This window comes from Micromonospora sp. CPCC 205546, from assembly GCF_036902715.1.
In the GTDB taxonomy this organism is placed as follows: domain Bacteria; phylum Actinomycetota; class Actinomycetes; order Mycobacteriales; family Micromonosporaceae; genus Micromonospora.
Window position 1 is genome coordinate 1 of sequence record NZ_JBAKHL010000052.1, and the last position, 20,330, is coordinate 20,330.

Annotated in this window: 23 protein-coding genes; 10 read left to right on the forward strand and 13 right to left on the reverse strand. The window is 71.9% G+C overall.

The window, feature by feature from the left end; all coding sequences use genetic code 11:
- Positions 1–36: 36 nt before the first annotated feature.
- Positions 37–888, reverse strand: a complete 852-nt coding sequence (locus V6U77_RS22020) for a DUF4158 domain-containing protein (protein WP_334608438.1) — start codon at positions 886–888, stop codon at positions 37–39.
- A 105-nt stretch (positions 889–993) separates the two neighbouring features.
- Here V6U77_RS22020 and V6U77_RS22025 point away from each other — a divergent pair, with 105 nt between their 5' ends.
- Complete coding sequence (locus V6U77_RS22025) at positions 994–1,365, forward strand: hypothetical protein (protein ID WP_334608440.1); 372 nt, start codon at positions 994–996, stop codon at positions 1,363–1,365.
- Between the two features lie 116 nt (positions 1,366–1,481).
- On the opposite strand, the gene V6U77_RS22030 is transcribed toward V6U77_RS22025, so the two are convergent.
- From V6U77_RS22030 to V6U77_RS22040, 3 genes are all read right to left on the reverse strand, one after another.
- The gene (locus tag V6U77_RS22030) at positions 1,482–1,976 is read right to left on the reverse strand and encodes a phosphotransferase (RefSeq protein ID WP_334608443.1); all 495 of its coding nucleotides are present in this window, start codon (positions 1,974–1,976) and stop codon (positions 1,482–1,484) included.
- Between the two features lie 125 nt (positions 1,977–2,101).
- Positions 2,102–2,605: an NUDIX domain-containing protein gene (locus tag V6U77_RS22035; protein ID WP_334608444.1), complete on the reverse strand. Its 504-nt coding sequence runs from the start codon at positions 2,603–2,605 to the stop codon at positions 2,102–2,104.
- A gap of 134 nt (positions 2,606–2,739) precedes the next feature.
- Positions 2,740–3,108, reverse strand: coding sequence for a winged helix-turn-helix transcriptional regulator (locus V6U77_RS22040; protein ID WP_334608446.1), 369 nt, complete (start codon positions 3,106–3,108; stop codon positions 2,740–2,742).
- A gap of 99 nt (positions 3,109–3,207) precedes the next feature.
- Here V6U77_RS22040 and V6U77_RS22045 point away from each other — a divergent pair, with 99 nt between their 5' ends.
- Complete coding sequence (locus V6U77_RS22045) at positions 3,208–3,819, forward strand: malonic semialdehyde reductase (RefSeq protein WP_334608448.1); 612 nt, start codon at positions 3,208–3,210, stop codon at positions 3,817–3,819.
- A gap of 38 nt (positions 3,820–3,857) precedes the next feature.
- Here the strand turns inward: V6U77_RS22045 and V6U77_RS22050 are convergent, their stop codons facing one another.
- On the reverse strand, positions 3,858–4,631 hold the full coding sequence (locus V6U77_RS22050; protein ID WP_442934483.1) for a sulfite exporter TauE/SafE family protein: 774 nt from the start codon (positions 4,629–4,631) through the stop codon (positions 3,858–3,860).
- Positions 4,632–4,828: 197 nt separating this feature from the next.
- Between V6U77_RS22050 and V6U77_RS22055 the strand changes: the two genes are divergently transcribed.
- Together V6U77_RS22055 and V6U77_RS22060 are read left to right on the forward strand one after the other, a co-directional pair.
- On the forward strand, positions 4,829–5,608 hold the full coding sequence (locus tag V6U77_RS22055) for an endonuclease/exonuclease/phosphatase family protein (RefSeq protein WP_334608452.1): 780 nt from the start codon (positions 4,829–4,831) through the stop codon (positions 5,606–5,608).
- Between the two features lie 146 nt (positions 5,609–5,754).
- Positions 5,755–6,621 (forward strand): bifunctional 5,10-methylenetetrahydrofolate dehydrogenase/5,10-methenyltetrahydrofolate cyclohydrolase, encoded by an 867-nt coding sequence (locus V6U77_RS22060; protein ID WP_334608454.1) that lies wholly within the window; start codon positions 5,755–5,757, stop codon positions 6,619–6,621.
- 190 nt (positions 6,622–6,811) lie between these two features.
- Here V6U77_RS22060 and V6U77_RS22065 read toward each other — a convergent pair whose 3' ends face one another.
- A complete protein-coding gene (locus V6U77_RS22065; protein ID WP_334608455.1) occupies positions 6,812–7,822 on the reverse strand; it encodes a tyrosine-type recombinase/integrase in 1,011 nt (336 codons plus the stop codon).
- 57 nt (positions 7,823–7,879) lie between these two features.
- Here V6U77_RS22065 and V6U77_RS22070 point away from each other — a divergent pair, with 57 nt between their 5' ends.
- Complete coding sequence (locus tag V6U77_RS22070; protein ID WP_334608456.1) at positions 7,880–8,473, forward strand: AAA family ATPase; 594 nt, start codon at positions 7,880–7,882, stop codon at positions 8,471–8,473.
- 363 nt (positions 8,474–8,836) lie between these two features.
- Here the strand turns inward: V6U77_RS22070 and V6U77_RS22075 are convergent, their stop codons facing one another.
- The 5 genes from V6U77_RS22075 to V6U77_RS22095 all read right to left on the reverse strand — a co-directional run bounded on the left by V6U77_RS22075 (position 8,837) and on the right by V6U77_RS22095 (position 14,071).
- Complete coding sequence (locus V6U77_RS22075) at positions 8,837–11,215, reverse strand: excinuclease ABC subunit UvrA (protein WP_334608458.1); 2,379 nt, start codon at positions 11,213–11,215, stop codon at positions 8,837–8,839.
- Between the two features lie 74 nt (positions 11,216–11,289).
- Positions 11,290–11,700, reverse strand: a complete 411-nt coding sequence (locus V6U77_RS22080) for a VOC family protein (protein ID WP_334608460.1) — start codon at positions 11,698–11,700, stop codon at positions 11,290–11,292.
- Between the two features lie 5 nt (positions 11,701–11,705).
- A complete protein-coding gene (locus tag V6U77_RS22085; protein ID WP_334608507.1) occupies positions 11,706–12,155 on the reverse strand; it encodes a helix-turn-helix transcriptional regulator in 450 nt (149 codons plus the stop codon).
- Between the two features lie 390 nt (positions 12,156–12,545).
- The gene (locus tag V6U77_RS22090) at positions 12,546–13,292 is read right to left on the reverse strand and encodes a class I SAM-dependent methyltransferase (protein WP_334608462.1); all 747 of its coding nucleotides are present in this window, start codon (positions 13,290–13,292) and stop codon (positions 12,546–12,548) included.
- Positions 13,293–13,342: 50 nt separating this feature from the next.
- Positions 13,343–14,071, reverse strand: a complete 729-nt coding sequence (locus V6U77_RS22095; protein WP_334608464.1) for an SDR family NAD(P)-dependent oxidoreductase — start codon at positions 14,069–14,071, stop codon at positions 13,343–13,345.
- Positions 14,072–14,179: 108 nt separating this feature from the next.
- Here V6U77_RS22095 and V6U77_RS22100 point away from each other — a divergent pair, with 108 nt between their 5' ends.
- Both V6U77_RS22100 and V6U77_RS22105 read left to right on the forward strand, forming a co-directional pair.
- Positions 14,180–14,641 (forward strand): peroxiredoxin, encoded by a 462-nt coding sequence (locus tag V6U77_RS22100; protein WP_334608466.1) that lies wholly within the window; start codon positions 14,180–14,182, stop codon positions 14,639–14,641.
- 71 nt (positions 14,642–14,712) lie between these two features.
- The gene (locus V6U77_RS22105; protein WP_334608467.1) at positions 14,713–15,408 is read left to right on the forward strand and encodes a hypothetical protein; all 696 of its coding nucleotides are present in this window, start codon (positions 14,713–14,715) and stop codon (positions 15,406–15,408) included.
- Between the two features lie 97 nt (positions 15,409–15,505).
- Here the strand turns inward: V6U77_RS22105 and cydB are convergent, their stop codons facing one another.
- On the reverse strand, positions 15,506–16,504 hold the full coding sequence (gene cydB, locus V6U77_RS22110) for a cytochrome d ubiquinol oxidase subunit II (RefSeq protein ID WP_334608469.1): 999 nt from the start codon (positions 16,502–16,504) through the stop codon (positions 15,506–15,508).
- 16 nt (positions 16,505–16,520) lie between these two features.
- Entirely contained in the window at positions 16,521–17,936 is a 1,416-nt protein-coding gene (locus V6U77_RS22115; RefSeq protein ID WP_334608471.1) for a cytochrome ubiquinol oxidase subunit I, read from the reverse strand.
- Positions 17,937–18,123: 187 nt separating this feature from the next.
- Between V6U77_RS22115 and V6U77_RS22120 the strand changes: the two genes are divergently transcribed.
- The 3 genes from V6U77_RS22120 to V6U77_RS22130 are packed head-to-tail and all read left to right on the forward strand — an operon-like array spanning position 18,124 to position 20,321.
- Positions 18,124–18,897 carry a lysophospholipid acyltransferase family protein gene (locus V6U77_RS22120; protein ID WP_334608473.1) on the forward strand — a complete coding sequence of 258 codons (774 nt, stop codon included), beginning with the start codon at positions 18,124–18,126 and terminating at the stop codon, positions 18,895–18,897.
- 25 nt (positions 18,898–18,922) lie between these two features.
- Entirely contained in the window at positions 18,923–19,501 is a 579-nt protein-coding gene (locus tag V6U77_RS22125; RefSeq protein WP_334608475.1) for a hypothetical protein, read from the forward strand.
- Between the two features lie 58 nt (positions 19,502–19,559).
- Positions 19,560–20,321: a glycerophosphodiester phosphodiesterase gene (locus tag V6U77_RS22130; protein WP_334608476.1), complete on the forward strand. Its 762-nt coding sequence runs from the start codon at positions 19,560–19,562 to the stop codon at positions 20,319–20,321.
- Positions 20,322–20,330: the final 9 nt, after the last annotated feature.

Here is a 20,330-nt window from a genome sequence, read left to right on the forward strand (position 1 = left end):
CCAGTACCGCACCGACCTACTCGACGGGTTCCTCGCTCACACCGGACTGACACTCGAACCCGACACAACCTGACCATTCAAGATCTGTAGCAGCGTCAGAGACACCTCCGGCGGGTGGTCGCGGCGCAGCGTCGACGGGTACTCCGCCGCCGCCCGCGCCCTCCACCGGGCGACCCGCTTCTCCGCAATGTCGGCGAACAGCCCGGCCGGAAGCCCGATCGCCCGCACCCGGCGCAGCTTCGTGATCTCACCCAGCAGGGTCTCCAGGCCCAGCTTGCCCGGGTCCGCCTTCAACTCGTTGAAGAAACTCACCCCGCCAACGCCGTCGGCGTCCGCCTCGGCGTCCTGGCCGTCGCCGAGGACCGCCCACAACGCCGCCGTCACGTCAGCGGGCAGCCGGCCCACGGTGTCCTCGCAGAACCGGGCGTCAGCGATCCGGTTCGCCGCCCCGACGATCCGGTCCATCCGGCCCGGCGGCTCCACCTTCTCCGCCCGGCACCGGGCCAACACCGCCTCACGCTGCCGGTCCTCGTTCAACTCGCTCGGGCAGACCTGCTCGGCCAACCACGCGATCATCTTGTCCTCGTCGCCCCGAGAGAACATCCGGAACCCGAACGCGTCACGGATCTGAACCCGATACCGTTCAACGCCGCGCCCCGTCACCTCGAACTCGGCGTCCGGCACGCCGAGCTGCCGCACGAGGTAGTCCACCGCGGCCGGCGGGACCTCGCCGACGTGACGCGGGAACCGGCCCTCGATCTCGAAGAACTTCACCATCACCGCGAAGCTCAACCGGCGGCCGCCGTGCAGCCGCGCCATCAGCTCATGATCAGCATCGACCAGCGTCCACGACGCGATCAGGTCATCGAGTTCCCACTCCCGGCGCACCGCAACACCCTGACAGACGACGATCACCGGTTGACGGCGACCCGGAACCCGACGTCGATACGCTGAACGCCGACCCCAACGCCCGGCGAACACGAAGGACAGACCATGCGCAGGTGGGTACGGTACGAAGCTCCGATCATGGTCTGCGTCGACTTCGGCGACGACGGCTACACCGGCAAAGTCGTCACCGTCGCCCTCGGCGACGACCACGACGACGTCCGCCTCGCCCGCGACCACCGTGGTCACTTCCTGGTCTACGACGACACGATGGAACCCGTCTCCAGCGGTGAGCAGCAGGCGATCCGGGCCATCACCATCGCCGAGTACCGCGAATGGCCCGAACGCCTCGACTGGGAAGAAGGCCCCGACGTCCTGCGCTACCCCGACCTCTACGGACCCGCCGAAGCCGCCGACGACCAGGACGAAGACGACGACCTCGAACCACTCGACCTCCACGAGCGCGGTGCCGTCCACTGACGCCCGTACCCCAACAGCTAAACCGGCCCCGCCAGCACGAAACAACGCTGCGCGGGGCCGATCCGTCTCCTACGACACCCGAACACCAAGATCAAGTATTTGTGTTCGTGGGGCAGCTACCCAAGCGTGGGGCCCTCATCGACGGCCACCTGGGCGAGGATCACCGCAGAGAGCGCCACATCCAGGTCTGCAGGCCCCTCCGTGGCGTTTCGCCAGTCGATGACGAGCGGCCCCCGTGACGTCAGCATCACGTTCTCAGGGTGCAGATCGAGGTGCAGTACGCGGACGTCCTCGCGCTTGCTCAGCCTGGGCGGTAGCGCGTGGAGTCGATCGTGAAGATCAGCCAGACAGCGGGCTGCTTCCACGGCGTCGAGTTCACCGGCGATCAACGCCGACAGCATGGTGCGCCCGTGGATCCGTTCCATGACGAGGTCGGCGCCGTGAGCTTCGTACACTGCGGGCACAGGGAAGCCGAGGTCGGCCACGTAGGCCATGACCCTGGCCTCGGCCGCGACGTCGCCGCCAGCGCGGTAGCGGCGAAGGACACGTCGATCGTCGATGGCGTAGACGTCAGCGTCCCGGCCCGACGCCAGCGGGGCCGCAATCACCACCCTGCGACAGTAGCGGAACCCTCGACTGCACGTGTCGAGAGACGCTCGCCCACAGGTGACCTGGTGGCCACCGTCAAAGTGGTGGCCAGCAACTCACCCGTCGCGTTGGCGGTCGCCGCAACTTGCTAGAGGCCGAGTGGGACCGGCTGGTCCGGCGCCCCCGCGGTGAGAAGCGCCCTCAAGGGTGTGCTGAGGTCGCGGGGCGAGAACAGCTCAGGTCCCGAATGAGCAGCGATCTCCGAGAGCTGCCACCACCGGAACGCCGCCAGGTTCTCCGCGGCGAGTTGGGCGTCCGTCAGCTCGCCGCGAGGCTGGAAGTGCTTCGCGCGGATGAGGAAGTAGTCGTTGACGATGCCGTCGAAGCCCGGCGCATGGTCGGCGGCCACGACTTCCTGGTGCCAGACGTGCGGGGGATGGGCGGTGATCGTCAGACCGGTCTCCTCACGCAGTTCACGGCGCAAGGCCGTCAGCCGGTCCTCACCGGGTTCGATGCCGCCGCCCGGGGCCGCCCAAACGGCCTTCGCCTGCGCTGGCACCACCGGATGGGGAAAGACGAGCCGGCAGAGCAGGATGCGGTCGTCCTCATCAAGGATGATCGCGCGCACGGAGTGGCGCAGATTCGGCGTCACGGCAGGTCGTTCGCGGCGGCGAGGCGGATGACGATCGGCACCGCCGCAGGCTATCAACCGCCCGCTCGCACCCCGGTCAGCCGTGGCGGCCGGCACCGGTCGGTGGTCACACACCCGGCCCGCCGCGGCGCTGCTCAGCAACCCGGCGACGCGCCCGCCTGCCGCTCGGCGGGAAGGTTCTCGTGCGCCCACCGACCCAACGCGTCGAGCACCGGCAGCACCGCCGCGCCCGGCCCGGTGAGCTCGTAGCTCACCCCCACCGGGGGCCCCTGCCGGACCGTGCGGCTGACCAACCCCAGCCGCACGAGCTCGCCCAGCCGGTCGGAGAGCACCGACTCGCTGATCCCGGGCAGGGCACGGCTCAGCTCCGCGAAACCGGCCGGCCCGTCGGCGAGGGTGCTCAGGAGCATGCCGTTCCACCGCTTGCCGAGCAGCGCGAAGGCCCTGGCGACGCCCCCGTCGCACATGCGGGGCGTGCCACCCACCTCAGGCCTGACCGTCATGCCCCCAGGATACGGGGGCACCGCCGCGGCAATGGGCTACTAAAAAGCTAGCTGCTACCGTTGCCGAAGCCACGTCAGCCCGAGCATCCGGAGACACCCGTGACCGACGTCCACGCACCCCTGATCGACCTCGACCCCCACGCCCAGGCACTGCTGTTCACCGACGCCCGCACCGCCAACACCTTCACCGACGAACCGGTCACCGACGAACACCTGCGCGCCATCCACGAACTCGCCAAGTACCCGCCCACCGCCGCCAACACCCAACCCCTGCGCATCCTCTACATCCGCCCCGGCGAGGCCCGCACCCGCCTCGTGACCCACATGAGCGAAGGCAACCAGGCCAAGACCGCCACCGCACCCATGGTCGCCGTACTCGCCGCCGACACCGACTTCCACGAACACATCCCGCAGGTGTTCCCCATCCGACCCCAGATGCGCGACGACCTCGCCGCCAACCCCACCGCCCGCGAGCACATGGCCCGCTTCAACGCCACCCTGCAGATCGGCTACTACCTGCTCGCCGTACGCGCCGCCGGCCTCGCCGCCGGCCCCATGGCCGGCTTCGACGCCGACGCCGTCGACCGCGAGTTCTTCGCCGACAGCACCTGGAAGACCCTGCTCGTGGTCAACATCGGCCGCCCCGGCGACAACGCCTGGTTCCCGCGCCTGCCCCGCCTCGACTACACCGACGTCGTCCGGCACGCCTGAACGACCAGCCACCCCCGAGACCAGTGGGTGGCGACCCGTCAGGCCGCCACCCACTGGTCGAAACCCAACTTGCCGACCAACGCCAGCACCACCACCAACAGCACCACCCGCACGAAACCCGAGCCCCGCCGCAACGCCATCCGCGCCCCCAACGCCGCCCCCGCGATGTTGCACACCGCCATCGCCGCCCCCAACAGCCACCACACGTGCCCCGTCGCCGCGAACACCGCCAACGCCCCCAGGTTCGTACCCACGTTCACGACCTTCGCCATCGCCGAACCGTGCACGAAGTCCGCCCCCACCAACGCCGTGAACGCCACCACCAGAAACGTCCCCGTACCCGGCCCCACCAACCCGTCGTACAAGCCGATACCCACCCCCGCCACCACGACCGCCACACCCACCCGCACCCGCGTCCGCCGATGCGGCTGCGCCACCACCCCCAACCGCGGCCGCAACACCACGAACGCCGCCACCGACACCAACACCACCAACACCACCGGCCGGTACGCCGACGCCGGCACCGCCCCCGCCAACGCCGCACCCACCCCCGCACAACACATCGCCAACCCCGCCGCCGGCCCCGCCACCGCCCAATCGATCTTCGTACGGCGCGCATACGTCACCGCCGCCGTCGCCGTACCCGCGATCGCCGTCAACTTGTTCGTGCCCAACGCCGACGCCACCGGCATCCCCGGCACCGCCACCAGCAACACCGGCAACAGCAACAACCCACCACCACCCACCACCGCGTCGATCCAACCGGCCATCGCGGCCGCGGCGAGCAGGGTCGTCAACGACAGGGGATCCACATCCACGGGCCGCCATTCTTCCCACCGCCACCCACCCCACGACCCACCCTGTGGCCAGCCTCACCAGCGCCGCCGCTCACCGCCCCGCATCCGACGCAGCCACAGCCCCACCCCCGCCAACGCCACGAACAACAGCACCGAGCACAACAACACCTTCAACACCCGGCAACCCTCCCACGCCCACGTAGGGTGCAAGCGTGCGCCTGGCCACCTTCAACCTGCTGCACGGCCGGTCCCTCGCCGACGGACTCGTCGACCCCGACCGGCTCACCGCCGCCGTCACCGCCCTCGACGCCGACGTCCTCGCCCTGCAGGAAGTCGACCGCGACCAGAGCCGCAGCGGCAAACTCGACCTCACCGCCATCGCCGCACGCGCCCTCGACGCCGACGAACACCGCTTCGCCGCCGCCGTCGTCGGCACCCCCGGCGAACAGTTCCGACCCCTCACCCACGACGACGACGGACACGGCGAACCCTGCTACGGCGTCGGCCTCGTCACCCGCCACCGCGTCCACACCTGGCAGGTCACCCGACTACAACCCGCCCCCGTACGCTCACCCGTCTACGTCCCCGGCCCCCGCGGCGGACTCATCCTCCTGCGCGACGAACCCCGCGTCGTCCTCGCCGCCGTCATCGACACCCCACACGGCCGGCTCACCGTCGCCGCCACCCACCTGTCCTTCGTCCCCGGCTGGAACGCCCACCAACTCCGCCAGACCGTCCGCGCCCTGCGCACCCTGCCCGCCCCGCGCATCCTCCTCGGCGACCTCAACCTGCCCGCCGGCCCCGCCCGACTCCTCACCGGCTGGCGCCCCCTCGGCCGCCGCCCCACCTACCCCGCCGGGCAGCCCCGCGTCCAACTCGACCACATCCTCGCCGACCGCCACGGCCTCGACCGGCTGCCACCCGTCACCGCCGTACACACCCCGCTGTCCACCATCTCCGACCACCGCCCCCTCCTGGTCGACCTCGGCTGACTGCCCACACACCGGGACACACCGCACCCGCACCACTGTGGCAAGCTGACCCCAGACGCGACTGGCGGCCAGGGGATGGACACCAAACCATCGGGGAGCTCCACGCGCGGGGTCGACCGCCTGGGCCCCGCCGGCAGAGGAGCACCATGCCCACCGCCCGACTCCTGCCCGGCACCCCCGTCGCCGACCGCATCCTCACCGACGTCGCCGCAGGCGTCACCGCGCTACGCGCCACCGGCACCACCCCCGGCCTCGCCACCATCCTCGTCGGCGACGACGACGCCAGCGCCGGCTACATCCGCATCAAGCAACGCCAAGCCACCGAACTCGGCTTCACCTCGCCCCACGTCCACCTGCCCGCCACCGCCACCCAGGCCGACCTGCACCGCGCCATCGCCGACTTCAACACCGCACCCGACGTGCACGGCCTGCTCATCCAGCACCCCATCCCCGCACACCTCGACTACGACCGGGCCCTGCAGACCATGGACCCCGACCTCGACGTCGACGGCATGCACCCGCTCAACATGGGACGCCTCGCCCTCGGCCTGCCCGGCCCCCTGCCCTGCACCCCCGCCGGCATCGAAGCCCTGCTCGCCTTCCACGACATCCCCGTCGCCGGCCGCGACGTCGTCATCCTCGGCCGCGGCGCCACCCTCGGGCGCCCCCTCGCCCTCCTGCTCACCCAGAAACGACCCACCGCCAACGCCGCCGTCACCGTCGTGCACACCGGCGTCCCCGACTGGGCCACCCACACCCGACGCGCCGACATCCTCATCGCCGCCGCCGGCGTGCCCGGCATCATCCAACCCGAACACGTCCGTCCCGGCGCCGTCGTCATCGGCGGCGGCGTCCGCTACGAAGGCCGACGCCTCCTGCCCGACGTCGCCGAAACCTGCGCCGACGTCGCCGGCGCCATCACCCCCCGCGTCGGCGGAGTCGGCCCCACCACCGTCGCCATGCTCTTCCGCAACGCGCTCGACGCCGCCCGTCGCGCCACCGGCCACGCCTGACCGGCCTGGGAGCGGGTGGTCGGCGCGGAGGCGGCCCAGCACAGCCGCCCGGCCCGGCGTCGAGGACCCCGACGCCGGGCCACCCCGACCGCCCCTCGGCGGCCACGCCCGACACCCGCACGGGGGCGGGCCCGATCCGACACGGCCCCCCGCCAGCCAGCCGGGGCGCCGCGCCCCGCCGCGTACCGACTTACGGCCCCGCGTCGCCCCGGGCCGCCACCAACCCCGCCAACGCCCGATTGGTGCGGTTGGACCGCACCGCCGCGCGCTGCTGCCCGGCCGTCACCTCGATGTACGTCTGCGACGACGCCAACGACGCGTGACCCAGCAACCGCATGATCTCCGCCGCACTCGCCCCGTCCTCCGCCAACCGGGTCGCGAAGGTGTGCCGCAGCGCGTGCAACCGCGCCCCGCGCGGCACCCGGTCGGTGATGCCCGCCCGCCGGTAGCAGGACTCCACCAGGTACTGCAGCCCACCCCGGCGCAGCGGCTCACCCTGCCGGTCCACCAGCAGCGGCGCGTCCGGGCGCACCGTGCGCGATCCGAACCGGCGCACCCGGCTGTCCAGGTAGCCCACCAGCACCCCGTCGAGTTCCGGCTCGATCGGCACCACCCGCGGCCGCCCGCCCTTGCCGGCCACGTCGACCCGCCGCTCGCCCGCACGGCCCGTCAACGACCCCACCCGCAGCGCCAGCAGCTCCGACAGCCGCAACCCCGCGCAGAGCGCCAACGCCAGCACCGCCAGGTCGCGCTCGGGCCACGGGTCGCGTTGCCGGCCCTCCTGCCGGGCCACCGAGGCGAGCAGCTGCTCGGGGGTGTCCGCGCCGCGTAGCGGCTTGGGCTGGGGGAGAGGTGCCCGGGGGCGACCGACCGCCGGCATCGGGTTGCCGGCGACCACCCCGTCGGCGACCAGAAAGGAGAAGAAACTGTTCCAGGTGGACCACGCCCGGTGCACCGACGCGGCCGCGCGGGGAGCGGCGTACCGGGCGAATGCCGCGCGCATGACGCGGGCGGTGAGGGAGGCGACGGGCAGCGCGTCGAGGGGGAGGGGAGGGGTGCTCTCCTCGGCCGCCAGTTCGGCGACGGCGCGCAGGTCCCGCCGGTACGCCTCCAGGGTGTGGGGGGAGGGCTTGCGGGTCGCGCGGGCCGTCAGGAACTCCTCGATGAGCTGCCGTACCGATTCGTCCTGTTTGTCATGCATAAGGGATATTATGCAGCATTTTCGGGTTCGCCGGCAACGGCGGGAGAGGGGGAGAGCATGCGGCGGTACGTACTGACAGGTGCGCCGGGGGCGGGCAAGACGACACTCGCCGACGCGCTGCGCCGACGCGGGTGGGACGTCGTCGCCGAGGCGGCCACCGACGTCATCGCGGCCCAGCAGGGGCGGGGTGTCGCCGAACCGTGGCGGGAGGCTGGGTTCGTCGACGCCGTCACGCGGCTCCAGCGGGAGCGCCGCGAGGCGCCCGGGGCGTACGGGTCGGTGCAGATCCACGACCGGTCGCCGCTGTGCACGTTGGCCCTCGCGCAATATCTGGGACGCCCGCCGGGGCGCTTGCTCACCGGGGAGGTGCGGCGGGTGCTGCGCGACGGCGCCTACCAGCGGCAGGTGTTCCTGGTCGAGCCGCTGGGCTTCGTGACACCGAGTGCCGCCCGCCGGATCGGCTACGCCGAGTCGCTGACGTTCGCCCGCGTGCACGAGGAGGTCTACCGGGCGCGCGGGCACCACCTGATCGCGGTGCCGCCCGCGCCGGTACGGGCGCGGGTAGCACTGGTGGAGGCGCACCTGCGTCGCCTCGTCGACCTGCCGTCCGAGCGGGCCGAGGGAGTGCCCGATCCCGCTTACTTGACATAATGTACATTATCGAACCTAGGACGTGAGCGCTGACATCCGTGTAGAGGGCTCTTCGGGCCCCTTGCGACGGGGCGTGCGCGTTCGGTCCGGCGCGCGCACGCCGCTGGCGTCGTGGACGCGCCTCCGCGCCACGGAACGCGTCCGCAGTCGGCGCGCCCACGACGCCAGCGGCACGTGGCGGTGTCCGCGCCTCGGCGGGACGCCTCGTTCTTCAGTGGTGCTCCACGCCGACGAGGGCTCCCGTCGGCAGCGTGGGCCCGTACCTGCGCCGCGCTGTGGCACTCCCCTGGTGTGCCCTGACCGCCCCGGTGCCGCGGGCCTGCTCGCTGTCGCCGAGGTCGCCCGCAGCCGCTGGGCGTCGCGTCAGGCGCCGACGTAGGCGGCTAGGTGCTTGCCGGTGAGGGTGGAGGGGTTGGCGACGAGGTCGGCGGGGGTGCCCTCGAAGACGATGCGGCCGCCGTCGTGGCCCGCGCCGGGGCCGAGGTCGATGATCCAGTCGGCGTGGGCCATGACCGCCTGGTGGTGCTCGATGACGATGACCGACTTGCCGGATTCGACGAGCCGGTCGAGCAGGGCGAGCAGCTGTTCGACGTCGGCGAGGTGCAGGCCGGTGGTCGGCTCGTCGAGCACGTAGACGCCGCCCTTCTCGGCCATGTGGGTGGCCAGCTTGAGCCGCTGCCGTTCGCCGCCGGAGAGTGTGGTGAGGGGCTGGCCGAGGCTGAGGTAGCCGAGGCCGACGTCGGCGAGGCGGGTCAGGATCGTGTGGGCGGCGGGGATGCGGGCGTCGCCGGAGCCGAGGAACTCCTCGGCCTCGGCGACGGACATGGCGAGCACGTCGGCGATGTTGCGGCCACCCAGTGTGTATTCGAGTACGGCTGCCTGGAACCGCTTGCCGCCGCACTCCTCGCACGTGGTCTCGACGGTCGCCATGACGCCCAGGTCGGTGTAGATGACGCCGGCGCCGTTGCAGGTGGGGCAGGCGCCCTCGGAGTTGGCGCTGAACAGTGCCGGTTTCACGCCGTTGGCCTTGGCGAACGCCTTGCGGATCGGGTCGAGCAGGCCGGTGTAGGTGGCCGGGTTGCTGCGTCGCGAGCCGCGGATGGCGCCCTGGTCGATGACGACCACGCCGTCGCGGCCGGCGACGGATCCGTGGATCAGTGAGCTCTTGCCGGAGCCGGCGACGCCGGTGATGGCGCAGAGGACGCCGAGTGGGATGTCGACGTCGACGTCGCGAAGGTTGTGTGCGTCTGCGCCGCGGATCTCCAGGGCGCCGGTGGGGGTGCGTACGGCCTTCTTGACGGTGGCGCGGTCGTCGAGGTGGCGGCCGGTGACGGTGCCGCTGCCCCGCAGTTGCTCCACGGTGCCCTCGAAGCAGATCGTTCCGCCCTGGGTGCCGGCGCCGGGGCCGAGGTCGACGACGTGGTCGGCGATGGTGATGGTCTCGGGTTTGTGTTCGACGACGAGGACGGTGTTGCCCTTGTCCCTGAGTTGCCGCAGCAGGTTGTTCATCCGTGCGATGTCGTGCGGGTGCAGGCCGATGGTGGGTTCGTCGAAGACGTAGGTGACGTCGGTGAGCGACGAGCCGAGGTGGCGGATCATCTTGGTGCGTTGCGCCTCTCCCCCGGACAGGGTGCCTGACGGGCGGTCGAGGGAGAGGTAGCCCAGGCCGATCTCCTCGAAGGAGTCGAGGAGGTGTTGCAGTCCCTTGAGCAGTGGGGCGACGGAGGGTTCGTCGAGGTCGCGTACCCAGCTGGCGAGGTCGCTGATCTGCATGGCGCAGACGTCGGCGATGCTCTTGCCGTTGATCTTCGAGGAGCGGGCTTCGGGGCTGAGGCGGGTGCCGTCGCAGTCCGGGCAGGTCTGGAAGGTGACGGCCCGTTCGACGAAGGCCCGGATGTGGGGTTGCAGGGCGTCGACGTCCTTGGCGAGGAAGGACTTCTGGATCTGCGGGATGAGGCCGGCGTACGTCAGGTTGATGCCGTCGATTTTGATCTTGGTGGGTTCGCGGTGGAGCAGGTCGTGCAGTTCCTTCTTGGTGAACTTGCTGATCGGCTTGTCGGGATCGAAGTAGCCACAGCCGCGGAAGATGCGCCCGTACCAGCCGTCCATGCTGTAGCCGGGGATGGTGATCGCGCCCTCGTTGAGTGACTTGTCGGCGTCGTAGAGGGCGGTCAGGTCGATGTCGTTGACGGTGCCCATGCCCTCGCAGCGGGGGCACATGCCGCCGAGGCGGTGGAAGGTCGCCTTCTCGGCCTTGGTCTTGTTGCCGCGCTCGACGGTGATCGCGCCGCTGGCCCGCACGGTGGGGATGTTGAAGGAGTACGCGTTGGGCGAGCCGATGTGGGGCTGGCCGAGGCGGCTGAACAGGATGCGCAGCATGGCGTTGGCGTCGGTGGCGGTGCCGACGGTGGATCGGGGGTTGGCGCCCATCCGTTCCTGGTCGACGATGATCGCCGTCGTCAGCCCTTCCAGCAGGTCGACCTCGGGTCGGGTGAGCGACGGCATGAAGCCCTGCAGGAAGGCGCTGTAGGTTTCGTTGATCATCCGCTGTGACTCGGCGGCGATGGTGCCGAACACGAGCGAGCTCTTGCCGGAGCCGGAGACGCCGGTGAAGACCGTGAGGCGGCGTTTCGGGATCTCGACGCTGACGTCCTTGAGGTTGTTCACGCGTGCGCCCTGCACGCGGAGCAGGTCGTGGGTGTCGGCGACGTGCGGGGTGTGCGTCCTCGTGGCCGTGCTCATGGTGTCTCCATCTGTTACGCGGGGGCCGGCTGTGCGGTCTCCGTCGGGCGTCCTGCTCTGCTGGTGGCGGGGGCTCAGCGCAGCTCGTTGATGCGGACCAGGTTGCCCGTGGGGTCGCGGAAGGCGCAGTCGCGCACGCCGTACGGCTGTTCGGTCGGTTCCTGGACGACGTCGGCGCCGCTGGCCTGCAGCCGGTCGAAGAGGCCGTCGAGGTCGTCGGTGGCCAGGGTGATGGCGCCGTAGCTGCCCTTGGCGATGAGTTCGAGGATGGTCTGGCGCTCGGCGTCGGTGATGCCGGGGTCGGCGGCCGGCGGGTGCAGGACGATGGAGGTGCCGGGCTGGCCGGGTGGGCCGACGGTGAGCCAGCGCATGCCGTCGTATCCGACGTCGTTGCGGACCTCGAAGCCGAGGGTGTCGCGGTAGAAGGTGAGGGCGGCGTCGGCGTCGGTGTGCGGGAGGAAGGCGTAGTGGATGGTGATGTCCATGGCGGTCACGCTAGTTGTGGCTGGGTGGCCCGTGCTTCTCGATTCCTGATCGGTCTGGTCACCTGTCGGGTGATGCACGACGGCAGCTCCCCCGTGGCGTGGGCGGCGCGGGCGCGGTAGGTGCTCGGTGGGACGCCGACGAGTTCGGTGAAGCGGGTGCTGAAGGTGCCCAGGGAGGAGCAGCCGACGGTGAAGCAGACTTCGGTGACGCTGAGGTCGCCGCGACGCAGCAGGGCCATGGCGCGTTCGATGCGGCGCGTCATGAGGTAGGCGTACGGGGACTCGCCGTAGGCGAGGCGGAACTGGCGGCTGAGGTGCCCGGCGGACATGTTCACGCCGCGGGCGAGGGCCTCGACGTCGAGCGGTTTGGCGTACTCGCGGTCGATGCGGTCGCGGACGCGGCGCAGCCGGGCGAGGTCGCGTAGGTGCTGTTCGGCGGCGGCTCTGCTGGTCACCTGCGCGATCGTGCCACGTGGCGCCGGGGTTGCCCAGCAGGACCGGCGGCGTGCCGTCGCGGCGCCGCGACGGCGCACCGTGCGCCCCAGGTGGGTCCGCCGGCGGACCCGGTAGACCTGGTCGCCGCTGCGGACGGTGGCGGTCGTCGCGTCGGGTTCGACGGCTCCGACGTCGAGCGGCGTCGGGCGGGGGTTGTCGCGTGCGGCGCGGCCCGCGTCGTAGGGCATGTCCCGGAGGAGGTACGCGGCTTCGGAGACGACGTGGCCGATGCGGCCGGCGGTGCCGAGTTGGGCGAGCGCGGCGCGGACGCGGGTCCTGCGTCGAGGCCGGCGGGTCGCGCGGCCCGGCGGGATGCGCCGCTGGGGTGCCGGGCGCGACGGTCGGCGGTATCAGGGTCGGCGGGTGCGGGGGCGGCGGGCGAGGACGAGGGTGGTGCGCAGGCGCAGCACGACGCTGCCGCCGAAGCCGTCCACGAGGGCGCGCATCGCGGTGGCCGCGCGGGTCTGCTGCGCGGCGGTGCGCTGCCGGTACGGGCCGAAGGTCCGCAGCAGGCGCAGGTAGCCGTCGGTGGTGAGGGTGAGGTCGCGGTGCAGGGTGTGGGCGCGTACGTCGGTGAACAGGCCGCTGTCGGTGATGTCCTGGTGAAACCAGTCGGTGCGGCGGCGGGTGGCGGTGGGGTCGACGCCGCGCAGCGTGGTGTCGACGGCGCGGGCGTGTTCGGGGTCGGCGTAGCCGTACTCGTGGCCGAACACGGCGAGGGTGCCGCCGGGGGTGAGCGCGTCGTGGGCGCGTGGGTTGCGGGTGGCCGGGTCGAGCCAGTGCCAGGCCAACGCGCAGGCGAGCAGGGGTACGCCGCGGGTGGGTGGCTGCCACTGCTCGAAGGTGTCGGTGACGGGGTGGATCTGCGGGAAGGTGGCGGTGAGTCGGGCGGTCATGCGGGGGTCGGGTTCGACGCAGGTGACGGGCGCGCCGAGGCGCAGCAGCACGGCGGTGCCCTTGCCGGTGCCGGCGCCGATCTCGGTGACGGCGGCGGGGGTGCCGCCGTGGTAGTCGCGGATGAGGTCGGCGAGGGCGCTCGGGTAGTCGGGACGTGCGTCGTCGTAGAGGTCGGCGACGTCGCCGAAGACACCGGTCACAGCGCGCATCGTCGCATGCACGGCGGTGGTTCGGGGCGCGGCGGGCGGGGTCAGAGGCCGCCGGCGACGCGCAGGACGGTGCCGGTGGTGTAGGTGGCGTCGGGGCCGAGTAGCCAGGCGATGGCGGCGGCGACCTCGTCGGGTTCGCCGGGGCGGCCCAGTGGGATGCGGGCGGCGGCCCGCTCGGGTCGGTCGGGTTGGCCGGAGAGGGCGTGGATGTCGGTGCGGATGATGCCGGGGGCGACGGCGTTGACGCGGATGCCGCGGGGGGCGAGTTCCTTGGCCAGGCCGGTGGTGAGGGTGTCGGTGGCGGCCTTGACGGCGGCGTAGTGGACGTATTCGCCGGGGCCGCCGAGGGTGGCGGCGACGGAGGAGACGTTGACGATGGCGGCGCCGCGGTGCATGCGGCGGGCGGCCTGCTGGGCGCAGAGGACGTAGCCGATGAGGTTGACGTCGACGACGTGGCGCAGGTCGGTGGGGTCGAGGTCGACGAAGGCGCCGATGGGGCTGGTGACGCCGGCGTTGTTGACCAGGCCGGTGATCGGGCCGAGGTCGGCGGCGGCGTCGAACAGGGCGGTGACCTGGTCGGGGTCTCGGGTGTCGGCGGGGACGGCGAGGCCGCGTACGCCGGTGGCTTCGATGTCGGCGAGCACGGCGGTGGCGGCGGTGCGGTCCTGGCGGTAGCTGAAGGCGACGTGGTGTCCGGCGTGGGCGAGGCGGCGGGCGGTGGCGGCGCCGATGCCGCGGCTGCCGCCGGTGATGACGGTGACCGGTTTCACTGTGCCTCTCCCCTGTCGTCCGGCTGCGCCGCCGACGCTACCGGGGCGGGTTCGTGGGGTGGCGCATAGGCTCGGGCGCGTCGGTGGACGGTGACGTGGAGGTGCGCGGTGGCGGGTGTGGGTGTCGGGGACGTGGTGGACGACTTCGAGTTGCCGGACGAGACGGGTACGCCGCGGCGGCTGTCGGAGTTCCTGGCCGTGGGGCCGGTGGTGTTGTTCTTCTATCCGGCGGCGATGACGCGGGGGTGCACGGCGCAGAGCTGCCACTTCCGGGACCTGGCGGCGGAGTTCGCGGCGGTGGGCGCGACCCGGGTGGGCGTCAGCCGGGATCCGGTGGCGAAGCAGGCGGAGTTCTCCCGGCGGCACGGGTTCGACTATCCGCTGCTGTCGGATGTCGACGGTGTGGTGGCGGGGCTGTTCGGGGTGCGGCGGCGGTTGCCGTTGGGTGCGTTGAGCACGCGGCGGATGACGTTCGTGATCGGCGTCGATCGGCGGGTGGTCGAGGTGATCCACAGTGAGCTGGACATGAACGACCACGCGGACGCGGCGTTGCGGGCCCTGGGGGGTTGATCTTCCGCTTGTCGGGGCGGGCTGGTATCAAGGCAGGCATCTGAACAGGTGTACGACGGAAGAGGTTGCTGATGGGTGCCGCTGGCCAGGGTTTGTCCACTGACGAGGTGCAGAGCATCCGGGAGGCGCTGGCGGCGGGCCGCAAGCCGAAGGTGGTGTTCACCGCCTCGGCGGGTCAGATCGCCGGGCAGGTGGGTCAGGTGGTGGAGCTGACCGATCCGGCCGTCTCCGACGAGTTCGTGGTGGTCCGGTTCGGGCGTGACGAGTTGCCCTTCTCCCCCGCCGACGTGGCGGTGGCGCCGCGCGGTGCCGGTCGTAAGGCTCCGGAGCCGCAGCCGCAGCCGCAGCCGCAGGAGCAGGTGGAGGCGGCGCCGGCGGAGCCGGAGTTCGTGCTGGACCAGGTGCCGCAGCAGCGGCGGGAGGAGCCGAAGGTGGAGACGGTGGAGGCGAAGCCGGCGCCGGCGCGCAAGGCGGTGAAGGCCGTGAAGCCGAAGGGTCCGGCGGGGTTGACGGTGACGTTGGCGTACGCCGACGGTGAGTGGACGGTGGCGGCGCAGCAGGGCAGCAAGTCCCTGGCGAAGCCGTACGTGGTGAAGCCGGCGGAGGCGCTGCGGATGGTGGCGCTGGTCGACGTGCCGGGGGTGCAGGAGGCGGTGGAGCAGATCATGGCCGCCGAGCGGGCCGAGGCGGAGCAGCAGGCGGAGAAGCTGCGCGCGGAGCTGGCGGAGATCGAGGCGCGCCTGGCGGAGCTGCGCGAGGCGCACTGACGCGGCGACGGGGCCGGCGCGGCGGGTGTGTCGCGTCGGCCCCGTGGCCGGTGCGGGTGGCGGCGGAGGGGGGCCGCGGCCACCCGGCGGGGGTGGGTCAGTGCCGCGGGATGTGGGCCACCCCGATGCGCTTGCGGAACACCCAGTAGGTCCAGCCCTGGTAGGCCAGCACGATCGGGGTGAACACCACCGCCACCCAGGTCATGATCTTCAGGGTGTAGGGGGTGGAGGCGGCGTTGGTGGCGGTCAGTGTGCCGGCGACGTCGGCGGTGGAGGGCAGCACGTTCGGAAACAGCGCCGCGAAGAGTGTCGCCACGGCCAGCGCGATCGCCGCGGCGGTGCCGGTGAACGCCCAGCCCTCCCGGCGCACCCGGGCGGCGGCCAGGCCGCCGAGCAGGGCGAGGGCCGCGCCGGCGGCGAGCACGACGGCGGCGGTGCTGGAGCGGATGGTCAGCGTCCAGGTCAGGAACGCCACCGCGAGGGTGGCGGCGGCCACGCCCAGGCGTACCGCGAGGGCGGCGGCGCGTTCGCGTACCTCGCCGACGGTCTTGAGGGCGATGAAGAAGGCGCCGTGGGTGAGGAACAGGGCCGCGGTGGTCGCGCCGCCGAGCAGGGCGTACGGGTTGAGCAGGTCGAGCAGGCCGCCGATGTACTCGTGGTCGGCGTCGAGCGGTACGCCGCGCAGGATGTTGGCGAACGCGACGCCCCACAGTACGGCGGGTACGACGGAGCCGACGAAGATGGCGGTGTCCCAGCGGCGTTTCCAGGAGGCCTCGGGGCGCTTGTGTCGGTATTCGAAGGCGACGCCGCGGATGATCAGGGCGAGCAGGATCAGCAGTAGCGGCAGGTAGAAGCCGGAGAACAGGGTGGCGTACCACTCGGGGAACGCGGCGAACATGGCGCCGCCGGCGGTGATGAGCCAGACCTCGTTGCCGTCCCAGACGGGGCCGATGGTGTTGATCAGGACGCGGCGTTCGCGGTCGTCGCGGCCGAGTACGGGCAGCAGCATGCCGACGCCGAAGTCGAATCCCTCGAGGATGAAGTAGCCGGTGAACAGGACCGCGACGAGCAGGAACCAGATGGTGGTGAGTTCCACGGTGTGTCTCCGGTGATCAGTAGGCGAACGCGAGCGGGCGCTCGGCGTCGTCGTGGGTGTCGTCGATGTCGGGGTTCGGGGTGAGGTCGGGTACGCCGGCCTTGGCGTAGCGCAGCAGCAGCTTGACCTCGACGACGGCGAGGGCGGCGTAGATGAGGGTGAAGGCGGTGAACGAGGTGAGCACCTCGGTCAGCGACACGCTGCGGGAGACGCCGTCGCGGGTGAGCATCTCGCCGAAGACGATCCACGGCTGGCGGCCCATCTCGGTGAAGATCCAGCCGAAGGAGTTCGCGGCCAGCGGCAGCAGGGGCATGAGCAGGCCGGCGCGCAGCAGCCACTTGCTGGTGGGGGTGCGGCCCTTGCGTTGGCTCCAGAGCACCAGCAGGGCGATGGCGGCGGCGGCCATCCCGAAGCCGATCATGAAGCGGAAGCTCCAGTAGGTGACGGGGATGATCGGGGTGTAGCTGCCGGCGCCGTACTGGGCGGCGTACTGGGCCTGCAGGTCGTTGATGCCGTGCACGGTGCCGTTCGGGTCGCCGGTGCCGAGCCAGGACAGCAGGTGCGGGATCTTGAGGGCGAACAACTCGCGGCTGCCGTCGAGGCTGCCGACGGTCAGTACGGAGAACGAGGCGGGGCTCTCGGTGGTGTAGAGGCCCTCGGCGGCGGCCATCTTCATGGGCTGCACCTGGGTCATGATCTTGCCTTGGATGTCGCCGGTGATGGCGACGGCGGCGGCGGAGACCAGGGTGACCCAGGAGCCGAACTTCGCGGCGAAGCGGTAGGCGGGGGTGTCGGCGGAGTCGCGGTTGCGTACCAGGTGCCACATGGCGACGGCGACCAGCAGCGAGCCGGCCACGAGGAAGGCGCCGGCGATGGTGTGCGGGAAGGTGATCATGGCGACCTTGTTGGTCAGCACGGCCACGAAGTCGGTGAGTTCGGCGCGGCCGGTGTCGGGGTTGATGCGGTAGCCGACGGGGTTCTGCATGAACGAGTTCGCCGCGAGGATGAAGTACGCGCTGAGGTTGCTGCCGATCGCGGCGGCCCAGATGCTGGCCAGGTGCAGCCGCTTGGGCAGTCGGTCCCAGCCGAAGATCCACAGGCCGATGAAGGTCGACTCCAGGAAGAACGCGACGAGCGCCTCGATGGCCAGGGGGGCGCCGAAGATGTCGCCGACGAAGCGGGAGTAGTCGCTCCAGTTCATGCCGAACTGGAATTCCTGCACGATGCCGGTCACCACGCCCATGGCGAAGTTGATCAGGAAGAGCTTGCCGTAGAACTTGGTGAGCTTGAGGTACTTCTCGTCGCCGGTGCGGTGCCACATGGTCTGCAGGATCGCCACCAGCACGGACAGGCCGATGGTCAGCGGCACGAAGAGAAAGTGGTAGACGGTGGTGACACCGAACTGCCAGCGGGCGACGTCCAACGCGTCCACCAGTAACCCCCAGGGCTGTGCATACTACGAGACGTAGTAAATACTACTGCTCGTCGTAGAGGATCCGGCAGGGGCGAGGGACCCGAAGCCGCCCGGGACCAATGACCCTGATCACCCCCGCCGCAGGGCCCGGCGGCAGAGCCCCGCGCCGCGCGGGCGGGCCCCCGCGTGCGACCATTGCGCGCTGATGGACACCACCCGCCCGACCTGGCAGCCGCCGCTGATCTGGCGTGCCGCGCAACTGTTCGCCCGCCTCGTCGTCGCGCTCCTGGCCCGCCTCGAGGTCAGCGGCGACGTGCCCGAGGCGCTGCGCCGGGGGCCGCTGATCCTGGCCGCCAACCACATCAGCCCGTTCGACCCCGTCGCGCTCGCCGCCGCCTGCCACACCCGGGGCGTCTCCCCCCGGATCATGGCCACCGGCGGGCTGTTCCGTGCCCCCGTCGTCGGCGCCGCGATGCGCCGCGCCGGGCACCTGCGCGTCGACCGGGGCACCGCCGCCGTCGGCCGCGCCCTCGACGACGCCGCCGTGGCGGTCTCCGGCGGCTCCGTGATCCTGGTCTACCCGGAGGGCCGCATCGGACTGGACCCCGGCATGTGGCCCGAACGCGGCAAGACCGGCACCGCCCGCCTCGCCCTGGCCTGCGGCGCCCCGGTGATCCCGGTCGCCCAGTGGGGCTGCCACGAGGTGGTGCCCTACCGCGCGCCCAAGGGCCTGCTGAGGGGCGTCGCCCGCTCCCTGGTGCGTCGGCCTGTCGTGCGGGTGCACTTCGGCGACCCGGTGGACCTCGCCGACCTGACGCCGGCAGCCCCGGGCGCCGCCCTGCGCGCCACCGACCGGATCATCGACGCCATCACCGATGCCCTGGTGCCGTTGCGACCCGACGAGCCCGACAGGCCTCGCCACGTCGACCCGGGTCGACCGGTCGACACCAGTCGCTCCCAGCGCCGTGGGAGAGCCTGACCCCCGGCGCGGGCACAATGGCGAGGTGATCCGCCCCCGGGTGCCGCTGCTCGTCTGCGTCCTGCTCGTCCTCGTCTGCGCAGGCGGGTACGCCGCCCTGCGCTCGGCGCACCACGACGCGAAGGACCGCCGGGATCTCAGCGACCTGACCCGCTCCTCCCCCTGGCCTGCCGACAAGCTGCTGGTCCCCGACGACCTGCCCCCATCCGGCACCGTCGGCTGGCTGGACCGGCTCGGTCTCGACATCTCCTACCGGCTGCGCACCCGCGACGGCCGTGAGGTGCCCGTGGTGTGGCAGCAGCACCACCCGGCCCCCGACGGGTCGCTGGCCGACGGGGTCGACTGCGGCGTCCGGACGATCCACGTCTGCACCGACGCCGGCGACGGTCTCACCCTCGTCGTGACCCGGGACACCGACAACAGCGACCCCGCCACCGCGCTGTACCTCTTCGCCCGTGACCAGGTGCTCAGCGTCAGCGTTCAGGGTCCGGATCCGGTGACCGTCGACGACCTGCGTGCTGCGCTCACCCGCACCCACCACCCCTCCGACGGCGAGCTGCTCGCCCTGCTGCGCCGGCCCGGTCACCAGACGGACTGGAGTTGACCCGGTCCCGCCGCCGGCCGGTCACACGCCGGCCACCGCGCCCCGGCATACTCCCCGCGTGACCCACGCCTACCTCGACGGGCCCGCACCGCTGGCGTTCGCGCACCGCGGCGGCGCCGCCGAGGGCGACGAGAACACCGCCGCGGCGTTCGAACGCGCGATCGGGCTCGGCTACCGGTACGTCGAGACCGACGTGCACGCCACCGCCGACGGCGTCGCGGTGGTCTTCCACGACGCCACGCTGGCCCGCCTCACCGGCGAGCCGGGGCGCATCGCCGACCTGCGCTGGGCCGACCTGGCGTCGGTACGCGTCGGCGGCGCCGCCGTGGTCCCCCGCCTCGACGAGACCCTCGACGCCTGGCCGCAGGTGCGGTTCAACGTCGACGTCAAGGCCGACGGCGGCGTCGAGCCGACCGTGTCCACCATCGCCCGCGCCCGCGCCGGCGACCGGGTGCTGCTGGCCTCCTTCAGCGACGCCCGGCTGGCCCGGCTACGCGCCCTCACGCAGGGGCGCGTCGCCAGCAGCCTCGGCATGCGCGCGGTGGCGCGGCTGCGCATGGCCTCCCTGACCGGGCGGGCGCTGCGGCTGCCCCCGTCGGTGGTCGCCGCGCAGGTGCCGGTGCGCTACGGCCGTGTGCGGGTGGTGGACCGCCGGTTCCTGCGTCACGCCCACCGACTCGGACTGCACGTGCATGTCTGGACGATCGACGAACCTGCCGAGATGCACGAGTTACTCGACCTCGGAGTGGATGGCATCATGACCGATCACGTCGGCGTGCTGCGCGACGTCTACCGCAGCCGCGGCCACTGGGCCGCCTGAACCGTTCGA